Origin of the sequence: Micromonospora sp. NPDC047620 (assembly GCF_043205005.1) — a bacterium.
Lineage (GTDB): Bacteria > Actinomycetota > Actinomycetes > Mycobacteriales > Micromonosporaceae > Micromonospora.
In genome coordinates this window covers 1-15,144 of the sequence record NZ_JBIDDG010000031.1, presented here as the reverse complement: position 1 = coordinate 15,144, position 15,144 = coordinate 1, and the positions used below count along the sequence as shown (strand labels likewise).

At 75.5% G+C, this 15,144-nt stretch carries 17 protein-coding genes; 9 read left to right on the top strand and 8 right to left on the bottom strand.

The genetic code is table 11. From position 1 onward, the window contains the following. Window positions 1-29: 29 nt before the first annotated feature. Window positions 30-575 (bottom strand): TIGR02611 family protein, encoded by a 546-nt coding sequence (locus tag ACGF5C_RS28335; RefSeq protein WP_393306555.1) that lies wholly within the window; start codon window positions 573-575, stop codon window positions 30-32. Between the two features lie 304 nt (window positions 576-879). Between ACGF5C_RS28335 and ACGF5C_RS28330 the strand changes: the two genes are divergently transcribed. Further along, a complete protein-coding gene (locus ACGF5C_RS28330) occupies window positions 880-1,311 on the top strand; it encodes an SsgA family sporulation/cell division regulator (protein WP_007457244.1) in 432 nt (143 codons plus the stop codon). 104 nt (window positions 1,312-1,415) lie between these two features. Here ACGF5C_RS28330 and ACGF5C_RS28325 read toward each other — a convergent pair whose 3' ends face one another. Further along, complete coding sequence (locus tag ACGF5C_RS28325; protein WP_393306456.1) at window positions 1,416-2,192, bottom strand: SDR family oxidoreductase; 777 nt, start codon at window positions 2,190-2,192, stop codon at window positions 1,416-1,418. 195 nt (window positions 2,193-2,387) lie between these two features. Here ACGF5C_RS28325 and ACGF5C_RS28320 point away from each other — a divergent pair, with 195 nt between their 5' ends. From ACGF5C_RS28320 to ACGF5C_RS28310, 3 genes are read left to right on the top strand one after another with little or no spacing between them, the layout of a single operon-like run. Then, window positions 2,388-3,290 carry a helix-turn-helix transcriptional regulator gene (locus ACGF5C_RS28320; RefSeq protein WP_393306454.1) on the top strand — a complete coding sequence of 301 codons (903 nt, stop codon included), beginning with the start codon at window positions 2,388-2,390 and terminating at the stop codon, window positions 3,288-3,290. A 7-nt stretch (window positions 3,291-3,297) separates the two neighbouring features. Further along, window positions 3,298-3,753 (top strand): Rrf2 family transcriptional regulator, encoded by a 456-nt coding sequence (locus tag ACGF5C_RS28315; RefSeq protein WP_357451554.1) that lies wholly within the window; start codon window positions 3,298-3,300, stop codon window positions 3,751-3,753. Next, window positions 3,753-4,265 (top strand): GNAT family N-acetyltransferase, encoded by a 513-nt coding sequence (locus tag ACGF5C_RS28310; RefSeq protein ID WP_393306452.1) that lies wholly within the window; start codon window positions 3,753-3,755, stop codon window positions 4,263-4,265. Before ACGF5C_RS28315 ends, ACGF5C_RS28310 begins: the two co-directional genes overlap by 1 nt. Window positions 4,266-4,289: 24 nt before the next feature. Here ACGF5C_RS28310 and ACGF5C_RS28305 read toward each other — a convergent pair whose 3' ends face one another. Both ACGF5C_RS28305 and ACGF5C_RS28300 read right to left on the bottom strand, forming a co-directional pair. Further along, window positions 4,290-4,652, bottom strand: coding sequence for a hypothetical protein (locus ACGF5C_RS28305; protein WP_393306450.1), 363 nt, complete (start codon window positions 4,650-4,652; stop codon window positions 4,290-4,292). Beyond that, window positions 4,595-4,804: an ATP-binding cassette domain-containing protein gene (locus tag ACGF5C_RS28300; RefSeq protein WP_393306448.1), complete on the bottom strand. Its 210-nt coding sequence runs from the start codon at window positions 4,802-4,804 to the stop codon at window positions 4,595-4,597. The genes ACGF5C_RS28305 and ACGF5C_RS28300 overlap by 58 nt, the downstream gene beginning before the upstream one ends. 131 nt (window positions 4,805-4,935) lie before the next feature. Between ACGF5C_RS28300 and ACGF5C_RS28295 the strand changes: the two genes are divergently transcribed. Continuing rightward, window positions 4,936-5,115 (top strand): DUF4236 domain-containing protein, encoded by a 180-nt coding sequence (locus ACGF5C_RS28295; protein WP_350706667.1) that lies wholly within the window; start codon window positions 4,936-4,938, stop codon window positions 5,113-5,115. Window positions 5,116-5,289: 174 nt separating this feature from the next. Here ACGF5C_RS28295 and ACGF5C_RS28290 read toward each other — a convergent pair whose 3' ends face one another. Then, the gene (locus ACGF5C_RS28290; protein ID WP_393306445.1) at window positions 5,290-6,186 is read right to left on the bottom strand and encodes a hypothetical protein; all 897 of its coding nucleotides are present in this window, start codon (window positions 6,184-6,186) and stop codon (window positions 5,290-5,292) included. Window positions 6,187-6,367: 181 nt separating this feature from the next. Next, window positions 6,368-6,889 carry a VOC family protein gene (locus ACGF5C_RS28285; protein WP_393306443.1) on the bottom strand — a complete coding sequence of 174 codons (522 nt, stop codon included), beginning with the start codon at window positions 6,887-6,889 and terminating at the stop codon, window positions 6,368-6,370. A gap of 50 nt (window positions 6,890-6,939) precedes the next feature. Here ACGF5C_RS28285 and ACGF5C_RS28280 point away from each other — a divergent pair, with 50 nt between their 5' ends. After that, the gene (locus tag ACGF5C_RS28280) at window positions 6,940-7,401 is read left to right on the top strand and encodes a MarR family winged helix-turn-helix transcriptional regulator (protein WP_393306441.1); all 462 of its coding nucleotides are present in this window, start codon (window positions 6,940-6,942) and stop codon (window positions 7,399-7,401) included. A 57-nt stretch (window positions 7,402-7,458) separates the two neighbouring features. After that, the gene (locus ACGF5C_RS28275; RefSeq protein WP_393306439.1) at window positions 7,459-9,030 is read left to right on the top strand and encodes a tetratricopeptide repeat protein; all 1,572 of its coding nucleotides are present in this window, start codon (window positions 7,459-7,461) and stop codon (window positions 9,028-9,030) included. 91 nt (window positions 9,031-9,121) lie between these two features. On the opposite strand, the gene ACGF5C_RS28270 is transcribed toward ACGF5C_RS28275, so the two are convergent. Next, the gene (locus ACGF5C_RS28270; protein ID WP_393306437.1) at window positions 9,122-10,627 is read right to left on the bottom strand and encodes a sensor histidine kinase; all 1,506 of its coding nucleotides are present in this window, start codon (window positions 10,625-10,627) and stop codon (window positions 9,122-9,124) included. A gap of 65 nt (window positions 10,628-10,692) precedes the next feature. Further along, the gene (locus tag ACGF5C_RS28265; RefSeq protein WP_350685874.1) at window positions 10,693-11,349 is read right to left on the bottom strand and encodes a response regulator transcription factor; all 657 of its coding nucleotides are present in this window, start codon (window positions 11,347-11,349) and stop codon (window positions 10,693-10,695) included. Between the two features lie 95 nt (window positions 11,350-11,444). Between ACGF5C_RS28265 and ACGF5C_RS28260 the strand changes: the two genes are divergently transcribed. Then, a complete protein-coding gene (locus tag ACGF5C_RS28260) occupies window positions 11,445-12,548 on the top strand; it encodes an outer membrane lipoprotein carrier protein LolA (protein ID WP_393306435.1) in 1,104 nt (367 codons plus the stop codon). Window positions 12,549-12,811: 263 nt separating this feature from the next. Next, on the top strand, window positions 12,812-15,031 hold the full coding sequence (locus tag ACGF5C_RS28255) for a HelD family protein (protein WP_393306553.1): 2,220 nt from the start codon (window positions 12,812-12,814) through the stop codon (window positions 15,029-15,031). The last annotated feature ends 113 nt before the right edge of the window (window positions 15,032-15,144 follow it).

The window sequence follows — 15,144 nt, the reverse complement described above, 5'->3', positions numbered from 1 at the left end:
TGGCACGTCGGGGTCGCCGCCGCGGCCCGTCAGTTCGTCGCGAGGTAGTGCAGGGCCTCGGCGATCACGTCGATGCCGAAGCTGTACTTCAGCGACAGCCAGACCACCGTGCCGACGAAGACCAGGCCGACGCTGCCGAGCACGAAGCGTACGGCCAGCGACTGGTCCTTCACCCATTGCGTCCAGTTGTGCACGTGTCGGCGGGTGAAGCCGAGCAGCCGGCGAGCCCAGTGGAACTCGACGGCCCAGATGCCGAGGCCGGCGATCACCAGCAGCCAGCCCGGCCCGGGCAGCGGGATGAGGGCGACGCCGATGGTCACCACGAGTGCGCCGGCGATGGCGATGAAGATCTTGAGGGTGACCCGGCCGGTCGGGTTGGCCCGGATCAGGTCGAGGGTGGTGGCGAGCCGCTGCCGCCAGCGCGGACGGCTCCGCCGTTCGGCCAGCGCCGTTCCGTTGGCGCCACCCCGGTCGGCCGGCGTCCGACCTGACCGGCCCTGCTGCTCCATCGGCACCCCGTACCCCCGCTTTTCGGCTGCTCGGACCGCGACTTTCGGCCCGCCCGGCGCGGCCATCGGATCCACTGAGGATCGTTTCGTGACCATTTCCTCCCCCAGTGTGGCGCGCGCCCGTCACTGCAACGGTCGACTGGACGTTACCGGAGTAAGTCGACGACTGAACCACCCGATGCCGGGCGGGATCACGCACTGGGCAGAACCGGAAAACCCTACATGAATCCTCACATTCACGCGGACTTTCCGACCCCCTTCCCACCACTGGGTGAAGTCAGCGTATGGCGGAGCGTAGCCAGGAGTAGCACCTGAGTATGGGAAAAGCGGGACACGCGCGTTCCGCAGCGGTGCCGGGGGGAGATCGTCCATGAGTGTCATCCGACCGACGACCGTAGAGGTCGAGACGTCGCTAAGGCTCGTCGCACCTGACGCCACGGCCTTGCCGGTGCGTGCCAGTCTGCGTTACGACCCTGCTGATCCGTATGCGGTCCATGTCCTGTTCCACGCCGAATCGGCCGGTGGCGAGGCGGTCAGTTGGTCCTTCGCCCGGGAGCTGCTGGTCACCGGCCTCGACGAGCCGGCCGGCATCGGCGACGTGCGGGTCTGGCCCTGGGCCACCCCGCGCGGGGACTTCGTCGCCCTGGCGCTGTCGTCGCCCGACGGCAACGCCCTCTTCGAGGTGCCGCGCAGCGTCCTGGTGCGCTTCCTGCGGCGAACCTACGTCGTCGTCCCGCGCGGCCGCGAGGCCGAGCACCTGGACGTCGACACCGCGGTGAACCGGCTGCTCGCCGGCCGCTGAGAAACCGGCAAGACGGACCATCCGGGGCCGCGCGGATCTGCCGAGTCCGCGCGGCTCCGGCCCACCAGGGGGTACGCGGGCAGCCCTCCCGCCCAGGGCCAAGCTCAGCCGTGCGTGGTGATGCCGCCGTCGACCGGGATCACCGCGCCGGTGAGGTACGCCCCGGCGCGGGACGACAGGTAGATCGCGGTGCCGGCCATGTCCTCCGGCCGGCCGATCCGCCCGAGCGGCACCTGCCCCTCGATGGCGGCCCGGGACGCGGGGTCGTCCAGCGCGAACGCCATCATCTTGCTCTCGAACGGCCCCGGCGCGATCGCGTTGACCGTGATCTGCTCGCCGGCGAGCTGGTGGGCGAGGCTGCGGGTGAGCATGTGCACGGCGGCCTTGGTCGCCGAGTACGCGTACACCTCCATGAACGGCACCCGGATGCCGTCGACGGAGCCGATGTTGATCACGCGGGCCGGGTCGTCGGGGCTGGCGGACGCCCGCAGCGCGGGCAGCAGCGCGGTGGTGAGCCGGAAGACCGCCTTGACGTTGACCGCCCAGAGCTTGTCGAACGCGCTCTCCGGGTACGCCTCCAGCGGCGCGCCCCAGGTCGCGCCCGCGTTGTTGACCAGCACGTCGAGCCGGTCGACGCGCTCCCGGACGGCGGCGGCGAGGCCCTCGGCGCCCGCGTCGCTGCTGAGGTCGGCGGGGATGGCCTCGCAGCGCCCGTCGGCGGAGAGTTCCTTGGCCACGGCCTCGCACACGTCGGCCTTGCGGGACGAGATGATCACGTGCGCGCCGGCCCGGACGAAGCCCTGGGCGATCATCAGGCCGATCCCCCGCGAGCCGCCGGTGACCAGGACCGTCTTGCCGTCAACCGAGAACAGATCCGTCATGCCCATCCCATCGCGAGTCGGCCGGGACCGCCGGGGGTGAACGCGGTCGGCCCGGCCGGTGCGACCGACTGCGGGCGTGCCGCGACCGGACGGCTCTACCGCTCGGTAACGTAGCCCGCCGCCGACAGCCCGGACAACCCCCGCCCGCCCTCTTCGGGATGCGATGATCGTCGCCCCGGGCTACCGTCGCAGGCGATGGTCTCTTCCGGTCAGCTCTCCCCCGCGCCGCCCGACACGCCTGCCACCGCCCCAGCCGAGATCGACACGCTCACCCTGGGTGACCTCGCGTCCGGCCCGAATTGGCGGCGTCCGGTGCTGCTGGACCGGGACCTGCTCATCCTGACCGCCGGCGGACACGGCACCGCCGAGCTGGACTTCCGCGCGCTGCCCTGCCGGCCCGGCACGCTGCTGCGGGTGCGCGCCGGTCAGGTGCTGCGCTGCGCCGGCCCGCACCTCGACGCCACGGTGGTGCGCTGGGACGCCGACGCGCTGCGCGGGCTGGACGTCGACCCGGACGCCGTCCCGGCCTGGCTCCAGCTCGCCGGCGAGGACGAGGACGCGGTGATCACCGAGGTGAGCCAGCTGGCGGTGGACTGCCAGCGGCACCACGGGCTGGCCGCCGCCCGCGGCCTGCTCCGCCACCAGCTCGCCGTGCTGTTGCTCCGGCTGTCCCTGCTGCCCGAGAGTCCCCGTCCGGTGCCGCGGGCGGAGGCCGCCACCTTTCACCGGCTGTGCCGGGAGATCGAGCGCGGCTACCAGCACACCCGCCGGGTCGAGGACTACGCCGACCGGTTGGGCTGCTCGGTGCGGACGCTCACCCGGGCCTGCCTGGCGGTGACCGGGCGCAGCGCCAAGCAGGTGGTCGACGAGCGGGTGGCCCTCCAGGCGAGCCGGCTGCTGGCCGCCACCGACGAGCCGGTCGCCCAGATCGGGCGGCGGCTGGGCTTCTCCGAGCCGACGAACTTCGGGCGGTTCTTCACCCGCGAGGTCGGGATGAGCCCGGGCGCGTTCCGGGCCGCCCGTGAGCAGCCGGCGCCCGGTCCGGTCGTCCGGCCTCGTCCGCCCGCCGACGCGGTCGGCGGGCTCCGCCGGGCATGATGACGGGGTGCAGATCTCCGCGCGCGGCGACTACGCGGTACGGGCGGCGCTGAGCCTCGCCACCGCGTACCCCAGGTTGCTCTCCACCCAGGCCATCGCGGCGGAGCAGGACATGCCGCGCAAGTTCCTGGAGGCGGTGCTGGCCGACCTGCGGCGGGCCGGCGTCGTCCGGGCGCAGCGCGGTGCGGAGGGCGGCTACACGCTGGCCCGGCCGCCGCGGGAGGTGACCGTCGGCGCGGTGCTGCGCGCGGTGGAGGGTCCGCTGGCCGGGGTCCGCGGCCTGCGCCCGGAGGAGACCAGCTACGAGGGCGCGGCGGAGAACCTGCCCGGGCTCTGGGTGGCGGTGCGGGCGGCCGTGCGACGGGTGGTCGACGAGGTGAGCCTCGCGGAGATAATCAGTGGCCGGCTGCCCGCCCACGTGCGTAGGTTGACCGCTTTGCCCGATGCCTGGGAGCCGCGCTGATGCCCACCCCCACCCTGCACACCGACCGGCTGCTGCTGGAGCCCTACCGGCCCGACGACGCCGAGGACTTCGTCGCCCTCTTCACCGACCCGGAGGTGGGCCGGTTCATGGGCGACGGCCCGATGACGGCCGAGGCGGCCGGCGCCCTGTTCGGGCGGGTCTTCACCAAGGTCTACGCGGCCGACCTCTTCGACGTCTGGGCGGTCCGCCGCGAGGGCCGGTACGTCGGGCACGCCGAGATCAAGCGGACCGACCAGGTCGACGGCCACGAGCTCGTCTACGCGCTGGCGAAGCCGGCCTGGGGCGCCGGCCTCGGCACCGAGCTGGCCCGGGCCCTGGTTCGGTACGGCTTCGACGCCCTCGGCCTGCCCCGGGTGTACGCGACGGTCGCCGACGCCAACCACGCCTCGCTGGCGCTGCTGGGCAAGCTCGGCTTCGTCCACGAGCGCGACATCGCCGAGGACGACGGCAGCGTCACCCGCGTCCTCGCCGTCGACCGCGCCCCCGCCTGAGACACCCGGCGGCCTCCCCGGCGGTCACCGCCTACAGCAGGTCCTGGGCGGCCCGGTCCAGCGCGAGCTGGCTCCCCGCCGGGCGTACGTGCACCCGTCCGCCGCGCGCAGGCCCGCCGCCGAGCCGGTCACGCCGGCGCGCGGCCGATGTAGCCGCCGCGGTGGTAGACCAGGGGCGGCCTGCGCGGCGCGGACCTCGTCGCGCGGCAGCGTCCAGATCTGGTGGCGGTGGTGGCGGAAGGCGTCGGAGAAGCGGACGTCCGCCACGGCGTCGCGGTCGCCGAGGTCGATGTCGACGACCTGCTTGATCCGGCCCGGCCGCGAGGTCATCACCGCGACCCGCCGGCCGAGGTGGACCGCCTCGTCGATGCCGTGCGTGACGAACACGACCGTCTTGCCGGTGCGCTCCCAGATCCGGTGACCGGCCGGCCGTCGACCAGCACCTGCCCGCCGGTGGGCCGGGACAGCCCGCCGAGCAGGTCGATCAGGGTCGACTTGCCGCAGCCGCATCTGCACCAGGGTTCACCGACCCGCAACACCCACCTGGTGGATAGGGATTTCCGGCGCTGCGGACACCGTCCACGACAGACCGGGACGGGTTTCGGAAATCGGCGCTGCGGGCATGTTCGGTTCCGTCAGGGCAGGGAAGGGAACCGAAGGGAGCCCCGTGATGGGTCTGATGTTCCGCAAGCGCAAGAAGTACGGCCCGATCATCCTGAACTTCACCGAGAACGGCTTCTCGTCCTGGAGCATCAAGATCGGTCGCTGGTCCTGGAACTCCCGGGCCAGGGCGCACCGGGTCGACCTGCCGGGCCCGCTGTCCTGGAAGCAGGACAAGTCCCGGGCGTGACGTCCCGAGGTCGCGCGGGGTGCCGGTGGTCTCCACCGGCACCCCGCTCGGCGTTCGGGCCGCCACCGGCCGAGGAGGGGCGCCGTCGAGGAAGAGCGGCGCCGTCGCCCAGGTGTGGCGCCGGCGCGGAGGGGTTCGGCGTGGAACGGGCCGGCGGCGAACCCGTCGACGCGGTCAGGGAGTCGACCGCGCGTCCCGGCCGGTGACGACCACGTCGCCGCCGAGCCGGCCGTGCTCCGGGTCGCGCGTCACCTCCCCCGCCCCGAGCAGCCCGGTCAGCGCGCGGACGGCGTCGGCCGAGCGGTAGACGGTCGCGGTCAGGGCGTACCGGCGCAGCTCGGTGACCGTACGCGGGCCGGAGCGGGCCAGCTCGGCCAGCAGTTCCCGGCGCAGCGGCCCGGGCTCGGGGGCCAGCGCGATGTCGAGCAGCCGGCCCGCCGGGTCGGCCGGGTCGCGGTAGCGGACCCCGGCGAACTCGTCGACCGCCCAGAGCGCCTCCTTGAACGCCTCCAGGCTCTTGTCCGAGCCGGTCGCGAAGGCGAGCAGCCGCGCGGGCCCGCTGTCGGCGGGCACCAGCTCCACCTCGGTCGCCAGCGGGAAGCCGGCGTCGGCGAGGGCGCCCCGGGCGGATGCGCCGGGCGCGGTGGCGAGCAGCACCTCGGCCGGCCTGCCGGCCGCCGCGGCGGTCAGCACGGCCGGGTCGGCGGGGCCGTCCACGTACGACAGCAGGGGCCCGCCGGTCGCGCCGGCCGCCTTGAGCGCCACCGGCAGCCGGGCGGTCCCGCCGGGCACCAGGTGCACGGTGGCCTCGGCCGGCAGGTCCGCCTCCACCGCGCCCAGCCGGGCCGGCAGTTCCTCGGTGCCGGCGGCGAGCACGAGCACGGTGAGCTGGCGGCCCCGCAGCCGGTCGGCGTACTCGGCGACCACCCGCAGGGCGGCCTCGGCGGAGTCGGCGTCGCCGTCGTCGTACGCCAGGGCGACGGTGACCCGGCGGGCGCGGTGCAGCGCCCCCGGCAGCCAGGTCTCCAGGTGTCGGACGAGCAGCTCGCGCAGGACGGCGTCGGTCGGCATGCTGCCGTTCTACCGCACGCAACCCGGGCCGGACGCCGCCCCCCGGCCGGACGCCGCTCCCCCGCCAGGCGGTTCGACGCCCCGGCCGGAGGCCGCTCCCGGGGCCGGGCGGTTCGACGCCCGGCCGGAGGGCGGCCTCGCCCGGGGCCGGCCGGGCAGGGGATCCGCCGGGACGGCCGGCTCAGGCCGGGACGGAGATGCCCACCCCACCGCGGGTCTGGCCGCCGTAGCGCCGCCGCTCGGCGGCCAGGTCGAGCCGGCCGATCCGCTTGCGGGCGGCCAGGGCGGCGTCGTCGAGCCGGTCGGCGGGCACCAGCCAGACGACCTCGAACTCCAGGCCGTCCGGGTCCTGCCCGTAGAGGCTCTTGGTGGTGCCGTGGTCGGAGGTGCCGACGAGGGCGCCGGCCGCCGCGAGCCGCTCGGCGGTGACGGCCAACTCGTCGAGGGTGTCGACCTCCCAGGCCAGGTGGTAGAGCCCGACGGTGCCGCGGCCGGCGGCGGAGCGGCGCGCGCCCTGGCCGACCTCGAACAGGCCGAGGTCGTGGTCGTTGGTGGAGCCGGGGGCCTGGAGGAAGGCGGCGCCCCGGAAGCCGTCCGGGGTCATCGGGATCTGCCGGAAGCCCAGCACGTCGCGGTAGAAGGCGACGCTGCGGGCGAGGTCACTGACGTAGAGCACGGCGTGGTTGAGGCGGTGGATTCCCATGTCACCGACGCTAGCGCGATTTGATTGAACCTTCAACTACCGGGCGTATGATGGTGGCCATGACCCGCTGGCTGGACCCGGACGAGCAGCGCACCTGGCGTGCTTTCCTGACCGCCTCCCGCGCGCTGATGGAGACGCTCGACCGCGAGCTGCAACACGACGCCGGGATGCCGCACGCCTACTACGAGATTCTCGTCCGGCTCTCCGAGGCGCCGGAGCGGCGGCTGCGGATGAGCGACCTCGCCGAGGCGAGCGGCTCCTCCCGCAGCCGGCTCTCGCACGCCGTGGCCCGGCTGGAGGCGGCCGGCTGGGTCCGCCGCGAGGAGTGCCCCTCCGACCGGCGCGGCCAGATCGCCGTCCTCACCGACGAGGGCTTCGCGACCCTCGCCGCCGCCGCGCCCGGCCACGTCGAGGGGGTACGCCGGCACCTGTTCGACGCGCTGAGCCCCGCCCAGGTGGACCAGTTGCGCCGGATCAGCGAGGCGCTCGTCGACCACCTGACCGGATCCTGACCAATCCACTCCGGTCCGGGTCTTGTACTTACCGTCGTCGGGTGAGCACGATGGGGCGTGCCTTCCGGCTTCGGGGAACTGACTGACCAGGCGCACCACCTGGTGTCCACCGGCGACCTCGCCGGCGCCCAGCGGCTGCTCGCCGACGCGCTGACCGACGCCGACCCGCGCCCGGCCAACGCCACGCCCGAGCTGGCCGAGGCCGCCAGCCTCCAGGCCCGCGTGCTGGTCGCCCTCGGCGAACCACACTCCGCCCGGGGCTGGGCCGCCTTCGCGTACGCGGCCACGAACAGGTTGCACGGGCGCTCCGACCAGCGCACCGTGGCCGCCGCGGCCACCCTGGCGGCGGTGCTGCACCGGGTCGGGAGCTGGTCCCGCGCCGCCCGGCTCTACCAGGAAGTGATCATCGAGCTGACCGCCCTGGACGGCCCGGAGTCGCTGCGGGTGCTCGCCGCCCACGCCGACCTGGCGACGGTGGAGTACGCGCGCGGCCAGTGCCAGGTGGCCCGCGACCGGCTCCAGGACGCCTGGGAGCTGCACCGCGAGGTCTACGGCGACGGGCATCCCAGCGGCATCAAGATGCTGGCGCGGCTCGGGGCGATGCAGCGCGACTGTGGGCAGTTCGCCGAGGCGCACGACAACCTGGCGCTGGCCCGGGAGCTCTGCCGGCAGCACCTTCCGGCCGACGATCCGCTGGCGGCGCAGGTGGCGACGCTCGCCCGTGCGGCCGCCAGCCCGGACCATGTCTGCGCCGACACCGCGCCCGTCGGCCCGGACGGCCCGATCGTGCCGTCCGCGCGCACCCCGCCCCCCGGCGACGCGTCGACGGCGTACCACCCCTCGCAGCCGGGCTACCATCCGGACGAGCCGGACCCGTACGAGCCGGTCGCCGGGCAGTCACACCCGGTGCCGAATCCCCGGCAGCCGGCGGAGGACCCGGCGCGGGGCTGGTGGCCCCCGGAGCCCGACGCCGGGGACGGGCCCGCCGACAGCGCCGTGCCGCCGTCGGTCGTACCGCTGGCCGGCGGCGCCGCCGAGGAGGCCGACGGGGTGCACCGGGTCCGCCCGCACGGCGCGCCCGAGGAGCCGTACCAGCCGTACGAGCCGTACGAGCCGTCGCGGCTGCTGCCGGTGCCCGTGCACCGCGCGCCGACCGGGCGGGACAACCGGCTGCTGCCCCTCGTCGTGGGCGGCGTCGCGGTGGTGCTGCTCGGCACGGCGGCCGTGATCGCCGGGGTGGCGGGGATGGACGGCGACGACGACCCGGCGCCCCCGGCCGCGACCGGCGCGCCCGCCTCGACCCCGGCCGGCACCGGCCCGTCGGCTGCCGGCCCGACGGCGGGGGCGGTCGCCTCCCCCGGCACCCCGCCGGGCGCCGTCACCCTGCGCGACAACCGCGACAACGTCGCGTTGCGCTGGACGTACCCGGCCGGCGGCGAGGGCCCGGTGGTCATCTCGGGCGGCCGGGCCGGCCAGGTCCAGACGGCGTTCGCGAACCTGCCCGCCGGCACCACCGACTTCGTCGTCTACGGGTTGAACCGCAGCACCGACTACTGCTTCACCGTCGCCGTCGTGTGGTCCACCGACACGATCGCGCGGGCGCAGGAGGTCTGCACCCGCCGCCGCTGACCGCATCGGCAAGACCCGGGCGGGCGGCCCGGCCACCCTGGCCGCGTCCCTGGAGCTGCCGTCGGCGCGGCGGCGACGGGCGCGCGTCCCCTCAGGGCCGCTCCGGGTCGGGCAGGGCCGGCAGCAGCAGGCGCACCCGCAGCCCCGGGCCGCCGTCGCCGCCGGGCCGGGCGTCGGTCAGCTCGATCCGGCCGCCGGCCCGGCGGACCAGCTCGCGCACGATGGCCAGGCCGAGCCCGGCGCCCCCGTCGTCGCGCGCCCGCGCGTCGTCGAGCCGGGTGAACCGGCCGAACACCCGCTCCCGGTCCGCGGCCGGGATCCCGGGCCCGTCGTCGGTCACCGTCACCAGGTGGTACGCCGCCGCGCCGCCCCCCGCGCCGGTGGACCGGGCTCCGCCGCTCCCACCGTCGACGGAGCGCCCGCCGCCGCCCGGGCCGGAGGTGAACAGCGCCGGGGCGTCCCCGGGGCCGGCCGGCCGGGCCGCGAGCACCACCTCGCTCCGGGCGTGCCGCACCGCGTTGTCGACCAGGTTGGCCAGGATCCGGCGCAGCTCGTCGGGGTCGCCCTCGGTCCACAGCGGCGCCGCCGGCGCGTCGAGGCGCACCGGCGGGGACGGGTACCGGCCGGCCACCGACGCGAGCAGCGCGCCCAGGTCGACCGGCCCGGTGGCCCGCGCCGGCGGGCGCTCGTCGAGGCGGGCCAGCAGCAGCAGGTCGTCGACGAGCCGGCCAAGGCGCTCGGTGTCGGCGAGCAGGTTCGCCGACACGGCCGTCCAGTCCGTCCGGTCGGCCAGCCGCCGGGCCACCTCCAGCTCCGTACGGATGTTGGCCAGCGGGCTGCGCAGCTCGTGGGCGGCGTCGGCGACGAAGGCCCGTTGCCGGTCCCGGGCCGACTCCAGCCGGCCCAGCATCCCGTTGAGGGTGACCGCCAGCCGGTGGATCTCGTCCTGCGAGGCCGGTACGGGCAGCCGCCCGCCCCCGTTGCGCCCGGTGATCTCCTCGGCGCCCCGGCGCAGCGTCTCCACCGGGCGCAGGGTGGCCCCGACCACCCGCCAGGCGACGGCGGCGAGCACGGCCACCAGCAGCGGGAAGCTCACCAGCAGGATGGTCCGGACGACGTGCCCACTGTGCCGCGCGTCCGCCAGCGAGCGGGCCACCAGGACGGTGAGCGGGTCGGCGGCGGTGCCGGCCGGCACGGCCACCACCCGGACCGGCCCGGCCAGGTCGATCCGCTCCCCCGACACCGTCAGCCGCTGCCGCGCGCCGGCGTCGATCCGGTCGGGCGGGACCATCGGCACGAGCCGGTCGGCGTCGATCGAGGCGGCCCGCACCCGCCCCTGCGCGTCGACCACCTGCACCCGGACCTGACCCCCGGCCACCGGCAGGGGGTCGGGCAGGGCGTCCTCGGCGGCCAACAGCGCCACGGCGTCCGCGGTCCGGAACGCCTCGGTGTCGACGGCGCGTTGCAGCGACCAGCCGAGTACGCCGAGCAGGACCAGCCCGCCGACGGCCAGCCCCAGCGAGACGCCCAGCACCCCGACCACCATCAGCCGCCCCCGCAGCCCGAGCGCGGCACGCAGCCGCCCCAGCCCCCACACGCCGGGCGCGGAGAAGGGACGCCTCCCGCGCCGGAGGCGACCGGCAGGGGCCCTTCCTTCGCCCGTCACGTGGCGAGCCGGTAGCCGGCGCCCCGGACCGTCTCCAGCCGTTCGCGGCCGATCTTGCGCCGCAGGTAGCCGACGTAGACCTCGACGGCGTTGGGCGCGGTCTCGTCGCTGGCGTCCCAGACGTGGTCCAGCAGCTCGGTCTTGGAGACCACCTCGCCGGGGCGGCGCATCAGGTAGTCCAGCAGCGCGAACTCGCGGGCGGTCAGCGCGACCTCGGCGTCGGCCCGGGTCACCCGCCGCCGGGCCGGGTCGAGCCGCAGATCGCCGACCGCGAGCACCGTGGGGCGTTCGGGCGCGCCGCGGCGAAGCAGGGCCCGCAGCCGGGCCAGCAGCACGACGTACGAGAAGGGCTTGGTGAGGTAGTCGTCGGCACCGCAGTCCAGCCCGTCGGCCTGGTCGTACTCGCCGTCCTTGGCCGAGAGCATGAGGACCGGCAGCCAGTGCTCCTCGGCGCGCAGCCGGCGGACCACCTCGTAGCCGGAGAGGCCGGGCAACATGACGTCGAGGATCATCGCGTCGTAGCCGCCGTGCCGCGCCGCGTCGAGCCCCGCCGGGCCGGTCGCCGCCACGTCCACCGCGAACCCCTCGGCCTGCAGCCCCCGTTGCAGGGCGGACGCCAGCCGGGACTCGTCCTCCACCACCAGCACCCGCACGCAGTCAAGGGTGCCACCCCCGCGCGGGTGGTCGTACCGTCGTCCTCAGCACCCTCACAGGGTCGAACGGGCAGGATGTCATCAGGAGGTGTCACATGTCCGTCCTGAAGAGCCGTCCCGTCCTGCGGTGGCTGGTCCCGGCGACCGCCGTCGTGACCGTCATCGGCGGCGGCGCCGCACTCGGCACGTTCGCCGCCCAGGCCGAGCCGAGCCTGCCGCCGCGCACCGCCGCCCAACTCCTGGTCGACCTGCAGACCTCCCGGCTGGAGGGGCTCTCCGGCACGGTCGTGCAGCGCGCCGACCTGGGCCTGCCGCCGCTGGCCGGGCTCGTCGGCGGCGACAACCTGACCGGCCTGCTGACCGGCACGCACACGCTGCGCGTCTGGCACTCCGGCCCGGACCGGCAGCGGATCGCCCTGCTGGACACCCTCGGCGAGCGGGACGTCATCCGCAACGGTCGGGACGTGTGGACCTGGGACAGCCGGGCCAACGCCGCCACCCACCGCACCCTGCCGGCGGGCGAGGGCGAGGCCGCCGCCCCGGAGCTGCCGGCCACGCCGCAGGACGCGGCCGACCGGGCCCTCGCCGCGATCGACCCGAGCACCGAGGTGAGCGTCGGCCGGTCCGCCACGGTCGCCGGGCGGGACGCGTACGAGCTGGTGCTCGCGCCGCGCGACGCCGCCTCGCTGGTGCACCAGGTGCGCATCGCCATCGACGCACGCGAGCACGTGCCGCTGCGCTTCGAGGTCTTCGCCGACGGCAGCGACCGACCGGCCTTCGAGATGGCCTTCACCGAGGTGTCGTACGCCCGGCCGGACGCCGACCAGTTCACCTTCAACCCGCCGCCCGGCGTGAAGGTGACCGAGGAGACGGTCGGGGAACGCCCGGCCGGCACGCGCAAGGACCGGGCGGGCGACGGCGAGCGGCCGGACGTGCGTACGGTCGGCGAGGGCTGGGGCACGGTGGTGGTCGCGCGGCTCGACGACGCCGGTGCGCCCGGCGGCCCGGCCAAGGCCCCCGCGGCGGGCGCCGGCGGCGAGGCGGCGGCGCTGCTCGGCGCGCTGCCCGCGGTCAGCGGCGACTGGGGCAGCGGGCGGCTGCTCACCGGGAAGCTGTTCAGCGTGCTGCTCACCGACGACGGCCGGGTGATCGCCGGGGCGGTGACCCCGGAGCGGCTCTACGAGGTGGCGAAGGGCTGAGCGGAGTCGAGCGAACGGGGGTCCGCCACGCGGCGGGCCCCCGACTCGTCTGTGGGGGCGGCGCGTGGCGTGGCCCGGCGCGCTTGGTCCGGACGGCCGGTGCGCGGTATCTTTCCCAGTTGGCGCAACAAAAAGGAACGGCTCTCAAAAGCCGTTCCGACAGAGATACTAACCAATTGGGAGACGGCTTGTCAAGGCATTCCGCCGATTCCGCTGAATTGCAGTCCGACGACGAGATCGGCCGCGAACAGGAATACGTCTCGATGCTCTACCGGCGGCTGGACGGGCTGCGTGAGCAGGCGTCCCGCCGGCTGACCGAGGAGCTGCGGGCGACCGGCGGCACCCTGCAGGCCCGTTCCCAGCGCGACAGCGCGGTGCGGATGTACGCAGATCAGGTCGAGCAGTTCGCCGCGGTGGAGAACGGCCTCTGCTTCGGCCGCCTCGACACCGACGAGGGCGGCCCCCACTACATCGGCCGGATCGGCATCTTCGACACCAGCGGCGACTACGACCCGCTGCTGATGGACTGGCGCGCCCCGGCGGCCCGCGCCTTCTACCTCGCCACCGCCGCGAACCCGCAGGGGGTGCGCCGCCGCCGGCACCTGCGCACCCGGGAGCGCAAGGTGACCGCGCTCAACGACGAGGTGCTGGACCTCGCCACCGCCTCCCCCACCGCGCACGAGGAGCTGACCGGCGAGGCGTCGCTGCTCGCCGCGCTCAACGCCGGCCGGACCGGCCGGATGCGCGACATCGTGGAGACCATCCAGGCCGAGCAGGACCGGATCATCCGCGCCGACCTGCCGGGCGTACTCGTGGTGCAGGGCGGCCCGGGCACCGGCAAGACGGCGGTGGCGCTGCACCGCGCGGCGTACCTGCTCTACACCCACCGGCAGCAGCTCTCCACCCGGGGCGTGCTGCTGGTCGGCCCGAACGCCACGTTCCTGCGCTACATCTCGCAGGTGCTGCCGGCGCTGGCCGAGACGGGCGTGCTGCTGCGGACGCAGGGCGACCTGTTCCCGGGCGTCAGCGCCCGGCGCACCGAGCCCGCCGAGACCGCCGCGCTGAAGGGCCGGGCGGTGATGGTGGACGTGCTGGCCGCCGCCGTGCGGGACCGGCAGTGGGTGCCCGACGAGCCGCTGGAGATCGAGCTGCCGCAGCAGGAGGTGCTCCGGCTCGACCCGGAGACCATTCGTGCCGCCCGGGACCGGGCCCGCCGCTCCGGGCGCCCGCACAACCTGGCCCGGGCCCTCTTCGACGTCGAGATCGTCCACGCGCTCGCGGCCCAGGTCGCCGAGCGGATCGGCGCGGACCCGCTGGGCGGGGAGAACCTGCTGGAGGAGGCCGACGTCGCCGAGATCCGCCGCGAACTGCGCGAGGAGCCCGAGGTGCGGGCCGCACTGGACCGGCTCTGGCCGGTGCTCACCCCGCAGCGCCTGCTCGCCGACCTGTACGCCGACACCGAGCGGATCGCCGCCGCCGCGCCCGCGCTCACCGACGCCGAGCGCGCCCTGCTGCACCGCGAGGCGGGCGGCTGGACGCCGGCCGACGCGCCGCTGCTGGACGAGGCGGCCGAGCTGCTCGGCGAGGACGAGCGGGCCGCCGCCGCGCGCCGCGAGCGGATCCGGGCCATGCAACGGGAGTACGCCGAGGGCGTGCTGGAGATCGCCCGCGGCTCCCGGTCGATCGACGTGGAGGACGAGGCCGACGGCGGCGAGATCCTCGGCGTGACCGACCTGATCGACGCCGACCGCCTGCTGGAGCGGCAGGAGGAGGCGGAACGGCTGACCACCGCCCAGCGGGCCGCGGCCGACCGGAGCTGGGCGTTCGGGCACGTGATCGTCGACGAGGCGCAGGAGCTGTCGCCGATGGCGTGGCGGCTGCTGATGCGCCGCTGCCCGAGCCGCTCGATGACCATCGTCGGCGACGTGGCGCAGACCGGCGCGCTGGCCGGCACACCGTCCTGGGCCGACGCGCTGGAGCCGTACGTGGCGCAGCGCTGGCGGCTGGAGGAGCTGACCGTCAGCTACCGCACCCCGGCCGAGATCATGGCCGTCGCCGCCGACGTGCTAGCCGAGATCGACCCGGCGCTGCGCCCGCCCCGCTCCGTACGCTCCAGCGGGGTGCCGCCATGGGACCGCGCGGTGGCGCCGGAGCGGCTCGCGGCGGAAGTGGTCGACGCGACGACCCGGGAGGCGACCGGCCTCGACGACGGCCGGCTCGGGGTGATCGTGCCGGCCGGCCGGGTCGACGAGCTGGGCGCCGCAGTCACCGCCGCCCTGCCAGAGGCGGCCGTGGGCGAGCACCCGGAGCTGGAGAGCCGGGTGGTGGTGCTCACCGTCGCCCAGGCCAAGGGCCTCGAATTCGACTCCGTCCTGCTGGTCGACCCCGACCGCATCGTGGCCGAGTCACCGCGGGGCCGCAGCGACCTCTACGTCGCCCTCACCCGCGCCACCCAACGCCTCGGCATCCTCCGCCCGGTCTGATCCTTACCGTCGTGTCGTGTCGTGGTGGGGTGTTGGGTTGCGGTGCGTGGTGGTGGGGGTGTGGCCCGCCGTGCCCGGCTCCGGGCGGTCAGGCTTGATCCCTGCGCCGGGCA